Consider the following 16737-nt stretch of genomic DNA (forward strand, 5'->3'; position numbering starts at 1 on the left):
TTTGACCATGAATGTGAGCGTATTCGGTATTGGTTACGTTGGCCTTGTCCAAGGCGCCGCGTTGGCGGAGGTCGGGCACAGTGTGCTCTGCGTCGATGTCGACGCTGCCAGGGTCGAGGCGTTGAAGGAAGGCACCCTGCCCCTCTACGAGCCAGGCTTGAAAAGCCTGGTGCGCGACAATTACCAGAGCGGCCGACTGCGCTTTGGCACCGACCTGGTCGAGGCCGTGCACCATGGCGATGTGTTGTTGATCGCGGTCGGTACACCGCCTGACGAAGACGGTTCGGCGGATCTTCAATACGTGCTGAACGTGGCGCACACCATCGCGCTGCACATGGACCGTCATCAGATCATCGTCGACAAGTCCACTGTGCCAGTCGGCACGGGCGATCGGGTGCGCGCCCATATCGAACAAGTGCTGGCCGCCAACGACCGCAGCGACCTGAGCTTCGACGTGGTCTCCAATCCTGAATTTCTCAAGGAAGGCTGCGCCGTCGAAGACTGCATGCGCCCGGACCGGATCATCATCGGCACCGACAGCGCGCGGGCCGAAGACGTCATGCGCGAACTGTACGAGCCGTTCAATCGCAACCGCGAAAAAATTATCGTCATGGACGTGCGCAGCGCCGAGCTGACCAAGTACGCCGCCAACTGCATGCTCGCAACCAAGATCAGCTTCATGAACGAAATGGCCTGCCTCGCCGAAAGTCTTGGCGCCGACATCGAGAAGGTACGCCACGGCATCGGCTCCGATCCGCGCATCGGTTATCAGTTCATCTATCCCGGCCCGGGCTACGGCGGCTCGTGTTTTCCCAAGGACGTCAAGGCGCTGATCCACGCCGCGACCAGCGTCGACTTTGATGCCCGGGTGCTCAAGGCCGTGGAGGCGCGCAATCAGGAACAGAAAACCAGCCTCTACAGCAAGATTTTCAATCACTTCGACGGCCACCTGAGCGGCAAGACTTTCGCCCTCTGGGGCTTGAGCTTCAAGCCCAACACCGACGACATGCGCGAAGCACCCAGCCGCGTGTTGATGGAAGCCTTGTGGCGCGCCGGGGCCAACGTCCAGGCGTTCGACCCCAAAGCCATGGACGAGGCGCAGCGCATTTATGGCGCGCGCGATGACTTGACCCTCACGGGCACCAAGGAAGCGGCGCTGAAAAATGCCGACGCGCTGATCATCGTCACCGAGTGGCAAGCATTTCGTGCGCCGGACTTTGATGTGCTCAGCGCGCGACTCAAGCAACCGCTGATTTTCGACGGACGCAATCTGTTCGATCCGCAACGCTTGAGCAAACGCGGCTTCACCTACGTCTCCGTGGGTCGCCAGACCCCCGCAGTGATCTGACGGGAGCCGCGCCATGTTGAAACTTGAATTGGTCGGACAGTATTCGCCGAAATTACTTGAGGCCAACCACGCCTATTCCTTCATTAATTTTGCCTCGATCAGCAGCTTCTTCGAGCAGCGTCCGAGCACCATCACGTATTTTTGCGACGGCATGCTGATGTCGACCTTCATGTCTCGGGTGACCGGCAGAACGATCGGCCGGGTCAGTTTTGACTTCACGTCCATCGCCGACCACGTACTGGGCGGTGCCGAGCAGCGAGGCAAACGCGTGTATTTCGTCGGCGCCCGCCAAGCCGAACTCGATCTGTTCGTCCAGAAGATCAATACGCTTTATCCACGGCTGATCATTGCCGGTTACCACAACGGCTATTTCGATGCCGCCGAGGCCGAGGCCATTCGGGCCGATATTTGCCGCAGCGAAGCGAACATCCTCATCGTTGGCCTCGGCGCCGGGCTGCAAGAACAATTCGAACAGGACGTGCTGCGCGCAGGCTTTGAAGGCGTGGCTTTCACTTGCGGCGGGTTCATTCGCCAGGAAGCACTGGCATCGCGGCAATACTACCCGGCGCTGATCAATCGCCTGCATTTGCGCGCGTTCTACCGGATGTATCGCGAGCCCCACACGATCAAACGCTACCTCATCGATTACCCCAGCAATTTCTTGCACCTGCTGGCCCTGCTCGCACGGCGCAAAGTCGCCATCAGTGTCGGGGAGTGATCATGCACATTCTGTTCATTCTCAAGGACTTCAAATCGGGCGGCGGCGTCGAGCGCGTGCAGCAACGGTTGTCCGAGCAATTCCTCAAGGATGGCCGGCGCGTGAGCTTCTTCGTCATGAACGGCGAGACCCCGGACACCGAAGGCGATCAACGCCACCACAGTGGCGGTGGCAACGGCGTCGTCGGCCTGCTGCGCTCGATCGTGCTGTTGCGCCGGCTCATTCGGGACGAACACGTCACTCACCTGGTTTCCGCCAAGGAACAGGCCAACGTCTGCACCTGGTTCGCGACGCTGGGCAGTGCCTGCAAAGTCATCTACAGCCGGCACATCGCCCTCGATTGCAAGGAGCAGAAAACCGGCCCTTCGAGCTTGCGCCTGCTCTATGCCTTGTATCTGTGCGGCAGCGGCAAAGTGGTCACGGTCTCGACTGCGTTGCGTCAGTCGCTGGTCGGCTTGTTACCGTGGGGACGGCAGCGAATCAGCTATTGCCCCAACGCCGTCATCACCGAACAACTGTTCCAGGCCTCACGGGAGCCTCTGGTCGCCGGGTTGCCCGATGCTTACTGGTTGGGCTTGGGGCGACTGACACAGCAGAAAGGCTTTCATCTGTTACTCGACGCCTACGCCCTGGCATTGCAACACCGTGCGCTGCCAAATCTGGTGATTGCCGGCGACGGGCCGATGCGCGACACACTGATCGCACAGGCGCAGCGCCTCGGAATCGCGCAACGGGTGCACTTCACCGGTTTTCTGAGCAACCCCTATCCACTGCTCAGACACGCGCGCCTGTTCATTCTGAGCTCGACCCATGAAGGCATGCCGACCGTGCTGATTGAAGCACTGGCGCTGGGTACGCCGGTGCTGGCCTGCGACTGCGAAACCGGCCCCAGAGAGCTGTTGAATAACGGTCAACTTGGCCTGCTGGTCAAGGTCAACGACGTACCGGCACTGGCCGAGGGCATGCTGCGCAGCCTGACCTCTCGGGATGACGTGGTGACCAACGAAACGACCCTGACCGACGCCCTTCGCCCGTACACCAGCCAGCACGCGGCGCAAGCGTATTACCAGGTATGGAATCAATGAAAAAATTCCTGATCATCCTGCACGACCTCAGCGCAGGCGGGGCGGAAAAGATGATGACGCGCCTGGCCGGCGCGTTGGTCGACGCCGGTAACGAGGTGACCTTGCTGCTGCTCACCGGTGGCGGCGTTAATGCGGCCTACCTCGACCCGCGGGTCAAGACCGTTGAACTGCACTGCCCCCGCAGCGCCCGTGCGGTGCCGGCGCTGGCGCAGTTTCTGCGTACCAATCGCTTCGATGCGCAACTGGCGGTCCTCACTCACGTCAACGTCGTGGCAATCGCCGCGGCCGCGCTGTCGGGCACGCTGGCGCGCCTGCACGTCAGTGAGCGCAATGCCTTTTCCCACGATAAGCACGTCAATCCAGCCTTGACGGTAAGGCTCGCTTATTGGGCGGCCCCGCTGCTGTATCGGCTGATACCCAACCCGGTGATCTGCGTCTCGAAAGGTGTTGCCCAGGATCTGGTCGACACCACCATCGCGCGTCGCCAGGATGTGACCACGGCTGACAATCCAGTGCTCGACGATGACTTTTACAAAAAGCGGCCGGGCCGCCCCAGTCACCGCTGGCTGCTGGAAAAGTCTGGCGCAGTGGTGGTTGCCGTGGGCCGTCTGGCCCAGCAAAAAGGCTTCGATACGCTGATCGCGGCAATCGCCGCGCTCCCGACCACCAGCGTGCGCTTGATCATTTTCGGTGAAGGTGCGCTCAGGGCTCAATTGCTGGATCAGGCTCGGGCATTGGGTCTGGCCGATCGTGTCGACCTGCCGGGGTACACCGCCGATCCTTTGGCCGAAGTCGCTGCGGCCGATTGTTTTGTCTTGTCGTCGCGCTTCGAAGGCAGCCCCAATGCGCTGGTAGAAGCCTTGGCCACAGGTACGCCGGTCGTGGCGACCCGCTGCCCCCATGGCCCGGCGGAAATTCTCATCAACGGCCTGGTGGCGCCGCTGGTCGATGTTGACGACGCGGTCGCCCTGGCACAGGCGATCGTCCTGCAACTCGGCACGCCGCGCAATTTCAAGCGCCATACCCGGCTTGAGGCGGCTGCCCGGTTTGCCAATACCCGTGCGGTGCAGACTTACCTCACCGCGATGCTCGGGAGCGCTGCATCATGAGCACACTGGCAATCAGATATTCGACATTACGCGACGGCTTCGCCCTGTTCGGCGTGCTGTTTTACATTCAGGTGATCACGTTTGTCCTCGGGCTGGGCGGCGGATTCAGCTTCGGCGATGTCGACAAAGACCTCGAAGGCAGTGTCGCCAACCAAATCTGCGGGCTCATCACGCTGTTGGTGCCGTTGTTTTTCTTTATCCGCCACAAGGTATTCCTGAGCAAAACCTTCTACCGCAGCAACTTCTTTCTGCTGCTGTTCCTGCTTTGTGTCATCGCCTCGATCGGCTGGTCGCATGACCCGATGTTGACGCTCAAGCGGGTGATCGCCCTGCTCGGCGTGGTGTTTTTTGCCGGCTTCATCGCCTGGAATTACCCGCTGGAAAAAATCGTTTTCATGCTCGGTTGTGCGATCGGTGTGGCAGCGTTCATCGGGCTGATTCTCGCGCTGGTCATGCCCGAGGTCGCGTTCCTGTCCGGAGGCATCCGCGACGGCGCCTTCAAGGGCATCTTTGCCGAAAAGAATGCCGGCGCGCGACTCAACGCGGTCGCCATCCTGCTGCTGTTACCGATGATCCGTCAGGGCAATCGCCGGGCGCTGTTCTGCGCGTTGTGTTCGCTGATTGCTATCCTGCTCGCGCAGTCGGCAACCGGCGTGGCGCTGGTCATTTCCGGGACGGTGAGCTACGCCTACTTCCTCACGTTGATCCGTCTGCGCATCAACCGCTCGCAGTGGCTGTTCTTCGGTTGCACGGTGCTGTTTCTGCTGGTGTGCCTGCTGCTTTACAACCACCTGGCCTGGCTGCTGGAAATCGCCGGTCGTGATCCGTCACTGACCGATCGCACGCTGATCTGGGAATTGCTCGCTCCGTTCGTCGAGCAACAATGGCTCAAGGGCTACGGCTTCGGCGCCTTCTGGGCCAGTCCCGATGCCGATGCCTTCATCACGCGCTGGGGCTACATCGGCAACGCCCACAGTGGCTACATGGAAACCCTGCTCAACGGCGGTGTTATTCAATTGAGCGCGCTGGTGTTGTTGTTGGGCGAAGCGCTGTTCAAGCAATACCGCGCCGTCACCGCGAACCACGCGGCCCAGTACCGCGCCAGCGCGCTGGTAATCATCGGCCTGTTCGTCGTCACCAACTATGTCGCGTATGTGATCCCCAACTACCGCTCCGCCGAGTTTCTCGTGTTCTGCACCCTCGCCCTGTCGTTCCGGCATCGGCTGGTCATGTACCCCGCGTCATCACCCGCAACCCAGCGTCAGCGTCCGGCTGGCCAGGCATTTGCGCCTGATTCAGCCAAGGCGTGACACAAGGAGAAGCACCCGTGCGAAACCAAGCCCCGCTTTCAGCGCATACCGTGTGCGTTTTGATCCCCATGTACAACGGCGCCGACAGCATCGAGCAAACGCTGACGTCGCTGGCCGAGCAAACCCGGCTGCCCGATCACGTCATTGTCATCGACGATGGCTCCACCGATGACGGGCCACAACGGGTCCGGGACTTCGCCGCGCCGTTTCGTCTGACCCTGTTGCAGCAGGCCAACGCCGGCCAGGCCAGTGCGCGCAATACCGGTTTGCACCACAGCCAGGAAACGTTTGTGGCGATGCTCGATGCCGACGACCAGTGGCGCCCGCAAAAACTCGAGCTGCAACTGGCGCTGTATGACGAACTGGAGCGTCAGGGCCGCCCGGTCGGGCTGATCGACTGTTACGCCCAGGTCAACTACAGCAACGGCAAGCGGCAACTGGACAACGTGCGCAAGAGCGGCATGCACTTCTACGATTTCGTCCACGCCAACGTGCTCAATGGCGTATCTGCCGCACTGGTCAAGCGCGACGTCATGCTGCAACTCGGCGGCTTCGATGCCGGCCTGCGTTACTGCGAAGACCGGTTCATGTGGACGCGCATCGCCGAGCATTGGGAGATCCACACCGTGCCGCAGGTGCTGCTCGAGCGCACGGTCAATGACGGCAACATGACCGCGCAACCGAAAAAGCACTACCAGAACAAGATCAAGTTCATCGAGGTGTATCTCGAACGCTATGGCGCGCAGTTGAGCAAACAGCAACACATCGATTTCGTGCTGGGCAATCACACGGATTTTCTCAACACCTTTTCCCGGCGCGGCGAGCATGTCGAGGTGCTCGATGTGTACCGGCGGATGTTCGACTACTCCTGGCAAACGCTGATCTTCGATCACGGCAAACCGACCTTGCGCTACCTCTACGCCCTCGCCAAGTCATGGCGCAAGGCACCGGCGTCAACCATCGCTCAATGAATCGGTATCCGCCATGGCCAACCACCGCCTCGTCACCCTCGGCTGGATCTTTACCGAAAAATTCGGCCTGATCCTGCTGTCGATGATCACTTTTGTCGCGTATGCGCGGCTGCTGTCACCGGCCGAACTGGGCGTGGGCACGATCATCATTGCCATCGTCGAGCTGGTCGGGCTGATTTACTCATCGGTACTGGAAGATCCGCTGGTTCGTCTGCAGCGGCTGGAGGACAAGCACATTTCGACGGCGTTCTGGGCGGCGGTATTGGTCAGCCTGCTGTCGATTGTGCTGATCTCGGTGGCGGTGGTGTTTTACACCTCCGACCCGATGCTGCGCTGGATGACGGCGCTGGCCTCGGTGAAAATCCTCTTCACCATGATGGCGCGTGTCTACGTGGCGCAAATGCGCCGTAGCGGCAACTTCAAAATGCTCGCGTCGCGCACGTTACTGGGCAAGGTGGTCGGCGGTGTCGCCGGCATTGCTGTCGCGCTGTGGGGATTGGGCGCCTGGGCGGTGATTGCCCAGGCGCTGATCATGGAGTTTGTCTCGATCATCGTCTTGATGCGCGCAGATCCGCGGCGCATCGCCTTTTACATTGACGGTCCGTTCTTGCGCGAGCTGTTAAGGGCCGGCACACCGGTGGCGATCAACGCGTTGAGTTCACAGACCCTCCAGCGCGGCGTCAACGTGGTGCTGGGGATGACGGCCGGGGCCAATGCGGTCGGCATGTTCAACATGGCCATGCGCATCATCGATCTGCCGCGTACGGCGATCTATAACGGCCTGCTGAGCTATGCGCTGCCGGCGTTTTCCCGGCGCAGCAGCGAGCCGGTGCGCCTGCTCGGAATCATCGGCGACTCGACCGTCGTCAGCAGCTTTCTGCTGACGCCGCTGTTCCTCGGCATCGCCCTCACCGCCAGCGACCTGATCCTGTTGATCTTCGGCGCCAAGTGGGCCGAAGCCATCCCGCTGCTGCAAGTGCTGGCCTGCACGGCGGCCATCGGCAACACGGCGATGTACGCTACCACGGCCCTGGTAGCGGTCAACCGCAGCCACCTGACGATCAAGGCGGAAGTGGCCACAACAGTGCTGGCGCTGCTGCTGGTGTACGTCTTCGGCAGTGTCTATGGCGGCATGGCCGCCGCCGTTGCGCTGCTGGCGCGGATGCTGATGATCACGCCGTTGCAGATCCGTGGGCTCAACGCCGCCGTCGGCTATGACTGGCGTCGGTTCCTCGATTCCAATTACCGCAGCGTGCTGGCCTCGCTGGTGATGGTCGCGACCGTTCTGTCGGTATCACCGCAGCTGGGTGTTCAAGGCTATCTGCACCTGGCAGGCAGTATTTTGCTTGGCGCGCTGAGCTATGCCGTGGCGTATAGCGTCCTGCACCCGCGCTGGCCGCAGGAATTCAAATCGGTGTTCACCACTCGCTGAATTCAGTCCCCGAAAAACAGGAAGGCCAATCCATGCGCAAAACTACGTTGATTACTGGCGGGGCCGGTTACATCGGCTCCCATACTGCATTGGCGCTGATCAATGCCGGACGTCACGTGCTGGTCCTCGATAACCTGTGCAACAGCTGTCGGGAGTGCATCAAGCGTCTTGAGCAATTGACCCTGACGCGGGTCGATTTCATCAAAGGCGATATCCGCGATTCGCGCTTGCTCGACGACATCTTCAGCCGTTATGACGTCGAGGCCGTGGTGCATTTCGCCAGCCTTAAATCGGTTGCAGAAAGCGTGAGCAACCCGTTGGACTACTACACCAATAATGTCGCCGGCACGCTCGACCTGTGCCGGGCCATGGCCCGCAACAACGTGTTCAAGCTGGTGTTCAGCTCATCGGCCACGGTCTACGGCGAGCCGACACGCACGCCGATTGCCGAAGATTTCGGCACCGGCAAACCGGTCAACCCGTACGGCCGGACCAAGTTGATGATCGAAGAATTGCTCAGCGATCTGTGCCACTCCGATCCGCGCTGGAGCATCGCCCTGTTGCGCTACTTCAATCCGATCGGTGCCCATGAGAGCGGCATGATCGGCGAAGACCCCACGGGCCGCCCCAACAATCTGTTGCCCTGCCTGACCCAGGTCGCCATTGGCCGGATTCCTGAACTGACGGTGTTCGGCAGCGACTACCCCACGGTCGACGGCACCTGCGTGCGCGATTACATCCATGTCGTGGACCTCGCCATCGGCCACCTCAAGGCCTTGCTGAAATTGCAGCAAACCAGTGGCATCGATGTCTGGAACCTCGGCACCGGCGTTGGCTATAGCGTGTTGCAGATCATTCACAGCTTCGAAGACATCACCGGCATCGCCATTCCCTATCGCTTTGCACCACGCCGCCCGGGTGACATCGCCAAATGTTTCGCAGACCCCGGCAAGGCCAAACGGGAATTGGGCTGGACGGCGCAACGCGATCTGCGCCAAATGATCATCGATGCCTGGCGGTGGCAGTCGTGCAATCCGCAGGGGTATCAGTCTTCCTTCAAGATCGCGGCATTGAGTGCGGTCAGATGAAACTCAAAGCCGCGCTGGTCCTCTGGCTGCTGTGCTTTGCCCTGGCCGGCAACGCTGCGCAAGCGCCACCCGGTGTGCCTGGCGCCGGGCTGGTGCTGTGGCTGGACGCGGCCGATGCGCAAAGCCTGCAGCTCGATGAACAGAACCGTGTCCTGCGCTGGAAGGACAAATCCGCCAGCGGCCATGATGCGAGCGTCGACAATCCCGGCGCGGCGCCACAGTGGCTGCCAGACGCGGTGAACGGTCGTGCAATCGTGCGCTTCAACGGCGTGTCGGGTTTGCTCGGCAAAGCCATCCGCAGCGCCAAAGGTCCGGTGACGGTGTTGGTCGTGTCCCGGCGCACAGCCGAACAAGCCCAGGTCGATCCCTGGCAACGCTTGTTCAGCTCACGCCCGCAAACCGCCGACAACGATAACGTGCTGCCGAATTTCGCCATCAGCCTTAGAGACACCGCCGCCTACGCGCCGAGCGTTTCCGTGCTGGAGCTTTACGATGTGCCGATTGGTCCTTATGGCATTGGGCGTAACGCTGTCGGCACGGCCGATAACTTTCGCGGCGACATCGCCGAAGTACTGGTGTACGACCGTGCGTTCGCCTCCCTCGCCGAACGCCAGCAGGCTTTTCAGTACCTGGCGGACAGGTGGACGATCGCCATCCCCCCGGTCGCGGATACCTGGACCCGGGTCGGGCCACTCGACCCTGTACCGACCCGAAACAACCCGAACCTGCCGCTGTCCGACCAGGCCAATACCGGTCAATGGGTACTCAACGACAAGCTGTCCGATGAGTTCAATGGCAGCAGCCTCGACCGCACGCGCTGGCACGTCAACCACGGCGTCGGCAACGAATCGCTCGGCCGCAAACCGGCGCTGTATACCGAAAAAAACGCCAGCGTCGGCAATGGCAACCTGAACATTGTCTTTCGCAAGGAAACCTTGCCGGAAAAGTACGTGAAACTCGGTTTCAAGGACTACACCTCCGCGATGGTCCGCACCCTTGAGAAAGGCTTGTTCGGCTATTACGAAGCGCGGGCGAAACCGATGAATTCCGCCGGCTCCAGCGCCTTCTGGCTGGCGTGGACGGGCATGGTCGACAACGCCACCGAAATCGATATTTTCGAAATCGCCGGCAAGACCAAGGACGGCAAGCTGGACCGTTCGTACCACATGAACGCTCACCTGTGGGCTACCCCGCAAAGTACCGAGCACATCGCCGATGGCAGCATCTGGATCAGTCCATGGCGGCTGGCGGATGACTTCCATGTGTACGGCTTCGATTGGCAGCCCGATACCCTGCGCTGGTATGTCGATGGCGTACTGGTCCGGGAGTCAAGGAACAAGCACTTCTTCTTCCCTATGGAAATCGTCTTCGACAGCGAGGCCATGTGGTCGTGGTTTGGCGTGGTCGAGGACGCTGACCTCCCCTCAACGTTCGAAGTCGACTACATCAAGATGTGGCAACGCCGCTCATCGCTGTCCCAGGCCGGGAGCACGCCGTGAGCCGCCACTGCTGTTTCAGCTTGCGCCTTGGGTCGACTTAACTCGGCAGAGTCGTCAGTTTTTGATCAGCGCTGATCAGTCCGGAGCGCATTTACATGAACAACCGACGGCTCAAGGAACTGGATTTACTGCGTTTTTTGGCGGCCATGGCCGTGGTGTTTTTTCATTACGCGTTTCGCGGCTATGCCAAGGGCGATATGTCGGCGATGCCCTACCCGCTGCTGGCTGAGCCGGCCAAATATGGCTATCTGGGCGTCGAACTGTTTTTCATGATCAGCGGGTTCGTGATTCTGATGACCGCCTCCAGCAATAACCTGAAGGTCTTTTTCATTTCCCGGGTGGTTCGTCTCTGCCCGGCCTTCTGGGTGTGCTGCACGATGACGTTCCTGGTCACCCTCGCCGTTGGGCAGCCACGGTTCAGCGCTGATTTTTATCAATACGTGGTCAACATGGCCTTTTTGAGCGAGTTGTTGAATGTCGAGCCCATCGACGGCGTGTACTGGTCGCTGTTCGTGGAGATCAAGTTCTATCTGATGATTTCCGTGCTGTTGGCCTTGAAGAAAATCGACCGGATCGAGCCGTGCATGGTGGTCTGGCTGTTGATTTCCGCCATCGCCGAGGTACTCGAATTCGAGAAGCTGCGCTCGCTGCTGATTACCGATTACGCGGCCTGGTTCATCGCCGGTGCGACGTTTTATCTGGCGTGGGCCAAAGGCTTCACCCCCTTGCGCATTCTGCTGCTGGTGGGTGCTTTGGCACTGGCGAGTTTCACCGCAGTGGTCTGGGCGGCATCGATCGAAAGCAAATACTCGACCGACTACAACCCGCTGATCATCTGCGCCATGGTCGTGCTGTTTTTCCTGATTTTTCTGTTGATCGCGACGAACCGAATGGCCGCCTTGCAGCGCTGGAACTGGACCGCATTGGGCGCGCTGACGTACCCGCTTTACCTGCTGCATCAAATGATCGGCTTCATGATCTTCAACATCGCCTATCCGGCGGTAGATCCGCACGTGCTGCTGTGGGGCACTGTGGCGTTCATGGTCAGTGTTTCCTGGCTGATCCACAAACAGATAGAAAAGCCCATGGCACGATCGATCAAACGGTCACTTTCGATTTCCTTCAAACTGGTCAGGGCCGACTAGGCCGTCCGGCCTCAACTGCGCTTGAGCGTCTCGCTCGGCAGCTCTTTGAACAGCGCCCGATAGCTGCTGGAAAACCGCCCCAGATGCCAGAACGACCAGTGCATCGCCACCTCGGCCACGGTGGTTTCCGAAGGCCTGCGCCTGAGCAGTTCGCGGTGCGCGCTGTTCAGTCGACGCAAGCGCAACCAGTGACTTGGCGTCATCCCCGTATAGGCCTTGAAGGCCTGTTGCAATTGCCGTAGCGACACCCCCGCCACCTGCGCCAGTTCAAGCAGATTGAGCGCATCTTCCGGCGAATCCGCCGCCCACTCTCCCACGCGTTTCATGATCATCCGTTCTTCGCCGCGCCGTTGCAGGCCGCTGCGATCGAGGCGCGCTTGTGCGTTGTCGAGGATGAACAAACAATCTTCCAGCAACTGCTCGGCCAACACCTCTTTGCTATCGATATCAATGGTTTGCGACAACTTCGTGAGAGTCGAGCTTAACCAGCGACTGAACAAGGCGTTCTGCCCGCAAGTGAGCGGCGCCATGAACAGCCCGTCGAATTTCGCCACATCCAGCGCGTGCTCACGGACGAAGGCCGGGCCGAACACCACGGCGATTTCCTGGTAGTTCTCCGGGGTGATCCAGATGTTGCGGCTCTCTTCGTTGAGCAGGTACAGCGCGTTGTCGCTGCGATCGAAACAAAAGGCCAGGGCACCCGTTGGCGCGCTGAAGTTCTGCTCGACCCGAGTATTCATTTGCTCTTCGTAGACCTCGACACCCTGCAGATCCAGATAGCGGATATGCCCGGCGAAATGCCCCGGCGACATCTGTTGGTAATGCTGGACCCAGCCCGGAGTGGCGCGGACTTGTTCAGCGACATCGGCGGTATTGAAGGCTTGAACCTGGAGCGGATTGCACGTCGTCATGGAGTGACCTTGCGCACTCTTTTGGTGCGCTTTGGTGCTGCTTAAAGTGGATAGATGGATTCACCAGCCGCGCCCAAGATAGACGCCAACGCGCCACAGGGGAAGGGGCGGAAGATGAAACCCGCCCTCCCCGGCGTCTATAAAACCAATAACGAGGTCTTTATGAATGTCCCTTTCGATCAGCTGTTCACGTGGCTGAAAGATCACAAGATTACCGAAGTCGAATGCGTGGTCAGCGACCTGACCGGCATCGCCCGCGGCAAGATTGCACCGACCAACAAGTTCCTGCATGAGCGCGGCATGCGCCTGCCGGAAAGTGTGCTGCTGCAAACGGTAACCGGGGATTTTGTCGACGACGACATCTACTACGATTTGCTCGACCCGGCCGACATCGACATGGTCTGCAAGCCGGTTTCCGACGCCGTGTATGTCATCCCGTGGGCGATCGAACCGACCGCCATCGTCATCCACGACACCTTCGACAAGTTTGGCAACCCGATCGAACTGTCGCCGCGCAACGTGCTGAAGAAAGTCTTGCAGCTGTACACCGACAAAGGCTGGAAGCCGATCGTTGCGCCGGAGATGGAGTTCTACCTGACGCAGCGCTGCGAAGACCCGGACCTGCCGCTCAAGGCACCGCTGGGACGTTCGGGTCGCGCGGAAAGCGGTCGGCAGTCGTTTTCCATCGATGCCGCCAACGAATTCGATCCGCTGTTCGAAGACGTCTACGACTGGTGCGAATTGCAGGGCCTGGACCTCGACACACTGATCCATGAAGACGGCCCGGCGCAGATGGAAATCAACTTTCGCCACGGCGACGCGCTGGATCTGGCCGACCAGATCACCGTGTTCAAACGCACCCTGCGCGAAGCGGCACTCAAGCACAACGTGACGGCAACGTTCATGGCCAAGCCGATCGGCGACGAGCCGGGCAGCGCCATGCACTTGCACCAGAGCGTGGTCGACATCGCCACCGGCCAGCCGATCTTTGCCAACGCCGACGGCAGCATGAGCGAACTGTTCCGCCAGCACATCGGCGGCCTGCAGAAATACATTCCCAAAGTCCTGCCGATGTTTGCGCCCAACGTGAACTCGTTCCGCCGCTTTTTGCCGGACACCTCGGCACCGGTCAACGTTGAATGGGGTGAGGAAAACCGCACCGTGGGATTGCGCGTGCCGACCTCGGGACCTGAGTCGATGCGCGTGGAAAACCGCTTGCCCGGCGCCGACGCCAACCCGTACCTGGCAATCGCGGCGAGCCTGCTCTGCGGCTACCTCGGCATGGTCGAGAAGGTCGAGCCGAGCGCGGCAGTCGAGGGCCGTGCTTATGAGCGGCGCAATCTGCGCCTGCCGATCACAATCGAAGAAGCGCTGACGCAGATGGAAGAGTGCCCGACAGTGGCCGAATACCTGGGCAGCAAATTCGTCCGCGGTTATGTCGCGGTGAAACGCGCTGAACACGAAAACTTCAAACGCGTGATCAGCTCCTGGGAGCGCGAGTTCCTGCTGCTGAGCGTCTGATCCAGATCTGCACCGTCCTTGTGGGAGGGCGCGCCTGAGAAATCGATCGTTCCCACGCTCCTGCGTGGGAATGCATCCCGGGACGCTCCGCGTCCCATCCACAGCCGAACGCGGAGCGTCCGTTGAGGCATTCCCACGCAGAGCGAGGGAACGATCATTACAAGAAGAGGTGTTGAAATGCGTCTGTTGAAATCCGTACTCCCGGTCGCGCTGAGTGTGCTGTTCAGCGCCGCAGCCCACGCCCAGCCGACGGTCAGCGTCTACAACTGGACCGACTACATCGGCGAAACCACCTTGGCCGATTTCCAGAGCAAGACCGGGATCAAAGTGATCTACGACGTCTTCGATTCCAACGAAACCCTTGAGGGCAAACTCTTGGCCGGGCGCACCGGTTATGACGTAGTCGTGCCGTCCAACCATTTTCTCGCCCGTCAGGTGAAGGCCGGCGCGTTCATGAAACTGGACCGTTCGCAGCTACCAAACTGGATTAACCTCGACCCCAAACTACTTGAATTACTTGACAAAAATGATCCTGGAAATCAGCACTCGGTGCCGTACCTGTGGGGCACCAATGGCATCGGCTATAACGTCGACAAGGTCAAGCAAGTGCTCGGCATTGATCGCATCGACTCGTGGGCTGTGCTGTTCGAACCCGAGAATCTGAAAAAGCTTTCCCAGTGCGGTGTGTCGATGATGGACTCCGCCGACGAAGTCTTTCCGGCCGTGCTCAACTACATGGGCATGGACCCGCGCAGCGAAAGTCCCGAAGACTACAAAAAGGCCGAGGCGAAGCTGCTGAGCATCCGCCCGTACATCACCTATTTCCATTCCTCGAAATACGTCTCGGACTTGGTCAACGGCGATATCTGCGTGGCCTTCGGTTACTCCGGCGACGTGTTTCAGGCCGCCAATCGCGCCAAAGAAGCCAACAACGGCGTGAACATCGCCTATGCCATTCCCAAGGAAGGCGCCAACCTTTGGTTCGACCTGTTGGCAATTCCCGCCGACGCCAGCAATGCCAAAGAAGCCCACGCCTTCATTAATTACCTGCTCGATCCGCAGGTGATTGCCAAGGTCAGCGCCTCGGTCGGTTACGCCAACCCGAACCCTGCCGCCAAGCAATACATGGATCCGGAACTGGTCAACAACCCCGAGGTGTACCCGCCTCAGGCCGTACTCGACAAACTGTACATCTCCACGACCCCGCCCCAGGCCATCATGCGTCTGATGACCCGTTCCTGGAGCAAAGTGAAGTCGAACAAATGAATCAGTACACCCAGCAACACGCCCGTTCCTATTACGCCGCTTCGGCCCGGGCGGCGACACCCTACCCGCTGCTGGATGGCGATCTGAGCGCGGACGTCTGCGTCATCGGTGGCGGGTTCACCGGCGTCAACACCGCCATCGAACTGGCGCAGCGCGGGCTCTCGGTGATCCTCATCGAAGCCCGGCGCATCGGTTGGGGCGCCAGTGGGCGCAACGGCGGTCAGTTGATCCGCGGGATTGGCCATGACGTCGGCGGCTTCGGCAAATACGTCGGCCAACAAGGCGTGAGCTATTTACAGCGCGCCGGCATCGATTCGGTGGAACTGGTGCGCCAGCGTGTCAGTGCCCACGGCATTGAATGCGATTTGCGCTGGGGCTTTTGCGAGTTGGCTAACACGGCGGCGCAGTTTGCCGCCTTCAAGGACGAGCAAGTCAGCCTTGCCGACCTCGGGTACGCCCACGAAACACGGTTGGTCGGCCCTGAGCGAATCCGCGAGCAAGTGGTTGATGCCAGTGTGTATGCCGGCGGGCTGGTGGACATGGGGTCAGGTCATTTGCATCCGCTCGATCTGGTCCAGGGCGAAGCCCGTGTGGCCGCGCAACTGGGCGTGCGGATTTTCGAGCAGAGCCCGGTGCTGGAAATCATTCACGGTGCGACCGTGCAGGTTCGTTGCGCCAGCGGCAGCGTGCGCGCCGGCAGCCTGGTGCTCGGCTGCAACGCGCACCTGGACGAACTCGAACCGCAGCTCAGCGGCAAAGTCCTGCCGGCCGGCAGCTACATCATCGCCACCGAGCCGCTGTCCGAAGCGCGCGCCGCGCAATTGATCCCGCACAACCTGGCCCTGTGTGACCAGAAAGTCGGCCTGGATTATTACCGGCTCTCGGCAGACCGGCGCCTGTTGTTCGGCGGTGCCTGTCATTACTCGGGTCGCGACCCGGCGGACATTGCGGCTTATATGCGTCCGAAAATGCTCAAAGTCTTTCCGCAGCTCGCGGACGTGCGCATCGACTATCAGTGGGGCGGCAAAATCGGCATCACCGCCAACCGTTTTCCCCAGGTCGGTCGCCTCAAGCAACACCCGAACGTGTTCTACGCTCAGGGCTATTCCGGTCATGGCCTGAATGTCACCCACTGGTGCGCAAAACTGCTCGGCGAGGCGATTCACGTCGGCCACAGTCAAGGCCTGGACGTGTTCAGCGCTGTGCCGCACATGACCTTCCCCGGCGGCCCGGCCTTACGCTCGCCGCTGTTGGCGTTGGGCATGTTCTGGTATCGCCTGCGGGAAATCTTCGGCTGACCTGTGATCGTTCCCACGCTCTGCGTGGGAATGCAG

General features: G+C 60.4%; 14 protein-coding genes. 13 read left to right on the forward strand and 1 reads right to left on the reverse strand.

Features of this window, described 5'->3' with window-relative positions; genetic code table 11:
* Positions 1 to 7: 7 nt before the first annotated feature.
* From HU739_RS04440 to HU739_RS04485, 10 genes are all read left to right on the forward strand, one after another.
* On the forward strand, positions 8 to 1348 hold the full coding sequence (locus HU739_RS04440) for a UDP-glucose dehydrogenase family protein (RefSeq protein WP_186548192.1): 1341 nt from the start codon (positions 8 to 10) through the stop codon (positions 1346 to 1348).
* Between the two features lie 13 nt (positions 1349 to 1361).
* Entirely contained in the window at positions 1362 to 2066 is a 705-nt protein-coding gene (locus tag HU739_RS04445) for a WecB/TagA/CpsF family glycosyltransferase (protein WP_186548189.1), read from the forward strand.
* A 2-nt stretch (positions 2067 to 2068) separates the two neighbouring features.
* Positions 2069 to 3151, forward strand: coding sequence for a glycosyltransferase (locus HU739_RS04450; protein ID WP_186548187.1), 1083 nt, complete (start codon positions 2069 to 2071; stop codon positions 3149 to 3151).
* Positions 3148 to 4260, forward strand: coding sequence for a glycosyltransferase (locus HU739_RS04455; RefSeq protein ID WP_186548185.1), 1113 nt, complete (start codon positions 3148 to 3150; stop codon positions 4258 to 4260). Before HU739_RS04450 ends, HU739_RS04455 begins: the two co-directional genes overlap by 4 nt.
* Positions 4257 to 5570, forward strand: coding sequence for an O-antigen ligase family protein (locus HU739_RS04460; RefSeq protein WP_186548183.1), 1314 nt, complete (start codon positions 4257 to 4259; stop codon positions 5568 to 5570). The genes HU739_RS04455 and HU739_RS04460 overlap by 4 nt, the downstream gene beginning before the upstream one ends.
* A 17-nt stretch (positions 5571 to 5587) precedes the next feature.
* Positions 5588 to 6541, forward strand: coding sequence for a glycosyltransferase family 2 protein (locus HU739_RS04465; RefSeq protein ID WP_186548181.1), 954 nt, complete (start codon positions 5588 to 5590; stop codon positions 6539 to 6541).
* Positions 6542 to 6554: 13 nt separating this feature from the next.
* Positions 6555 to 7973, forward strand: a complete 1419-nt coding sequence (locus HU739_RS04470) for an oligosaccharide flippase family protein (protein WP_186548179.1) — start codon at positions 6555 to 6557, stop codon at positions 7971 to 7973.
* A gap of 32 nt (positions 7974 to 8005) precedes the next feature.
* Positions 8006 to 9061 (forward strand): UDP-glucose 4-epimerase GalE, encoded by a 1056-nt coding sequence (galE, locus tag HU739_RS04475; protein ID WP_186548177.1) that lies wholly within the window; start codon positions 8006 to 8008, stop codon positions 9059 to 9061.
* Positions 9058 to 10560, forward strand: a complete 1503-nt coding sequence (locus HU739_RS04480; protein ID WP_186548175.1) for a family 16 glycosylhydrolase — start codon at positions 9058 to 9060, stop codon at positions 10558 to 10560. Before galE ends, HU739_RS04480 begins: the two co-directional genes overlap by 4 nt.
* 95 nt (positions 10561 to 10655) lie before the next feature.
* Complete coding sequence (locus HU739_RS04485) at positions 10656 to 11705, forward strand: acyltransferase family protein (RefSeq protein WP_186548173.1); 1050 nt, start codon at positions 10656 to 10658, stop codon at positions 11703 to 11705.
* Between the two features lie 11 nt (positions 11706 to 11716).
* Here HU739_RS04485 and HU739_RS04490 read toward each other — a convergent pair whose 3' ends face one another.
* Positions 11717 to 12616, reverse strand: a complete 900-nt coding sequence (locus HU739_RS04490) for a helix-turn-helix domain-containing protein (protein WP_186548171.1) — start codon at positions 12614 to 12616, stop codon at positions 11717 to 11719.
* A 162-nt stretch (positions 12617 to 12778) separates the two neighbouring features.
* On the opposite strand from HU739_RS04490, the gene HU739_RS04495 reads away from it, so the two are divergent.
* The 3 genes from HU739_RS04495 (at position 12779) to HU739_RS04505 (ending at position 16701) form a co-directional block, all read left to right on the forward strand.
* Positions 12779 to 14137, forward strand: coding sequence for a glutamine synthetase family protein (locus HU739_RS04495; RefSeq protein WP_186548406.1), 1359 nt, complete (start codon positions 12779 to 12781; stop codon positions 14135 to 14137).
* A 177-nt stretch (positions 14138 to 14314) separates the two neighbouring features.
* Entirely contained in the window at positions 14315 to 15403 is a 1089-nt protein-coding gene (locus HU739_RS04500; protein WP_186548169.1) for a polyamine ABC transporter substrate-binding protein, read from the forward strand.
* Positions 15400 to 16701, forward strand: coding sequence for an NAD(P)/FAD-dependent oxidoreductase (locus HU739_RS04505; RefSeq protein WP_186548167.1), 1302 nt, complete (start codon positions 15400 to 15402; stop codon positions 16699 to 16701). The genes HU739_RS04500 and HU739_RS04505 overlap by 4 nt, the downstream gene beginning before the upstream one ends.
* Positions 16702 to 16737 lie beyond the last annotated feature (36 nt).

The sequence above is a fragment of the Pseudomonas hamedanensis genome (assembly GCF_014268595.2).
GTDB lineage: Bacteria > Pseudomonadota > Gammaproteobacteria > Pseudomonadales > Pseudomonadaceae > Aquipseudomonas > Aquipseudomonas hamedanensis.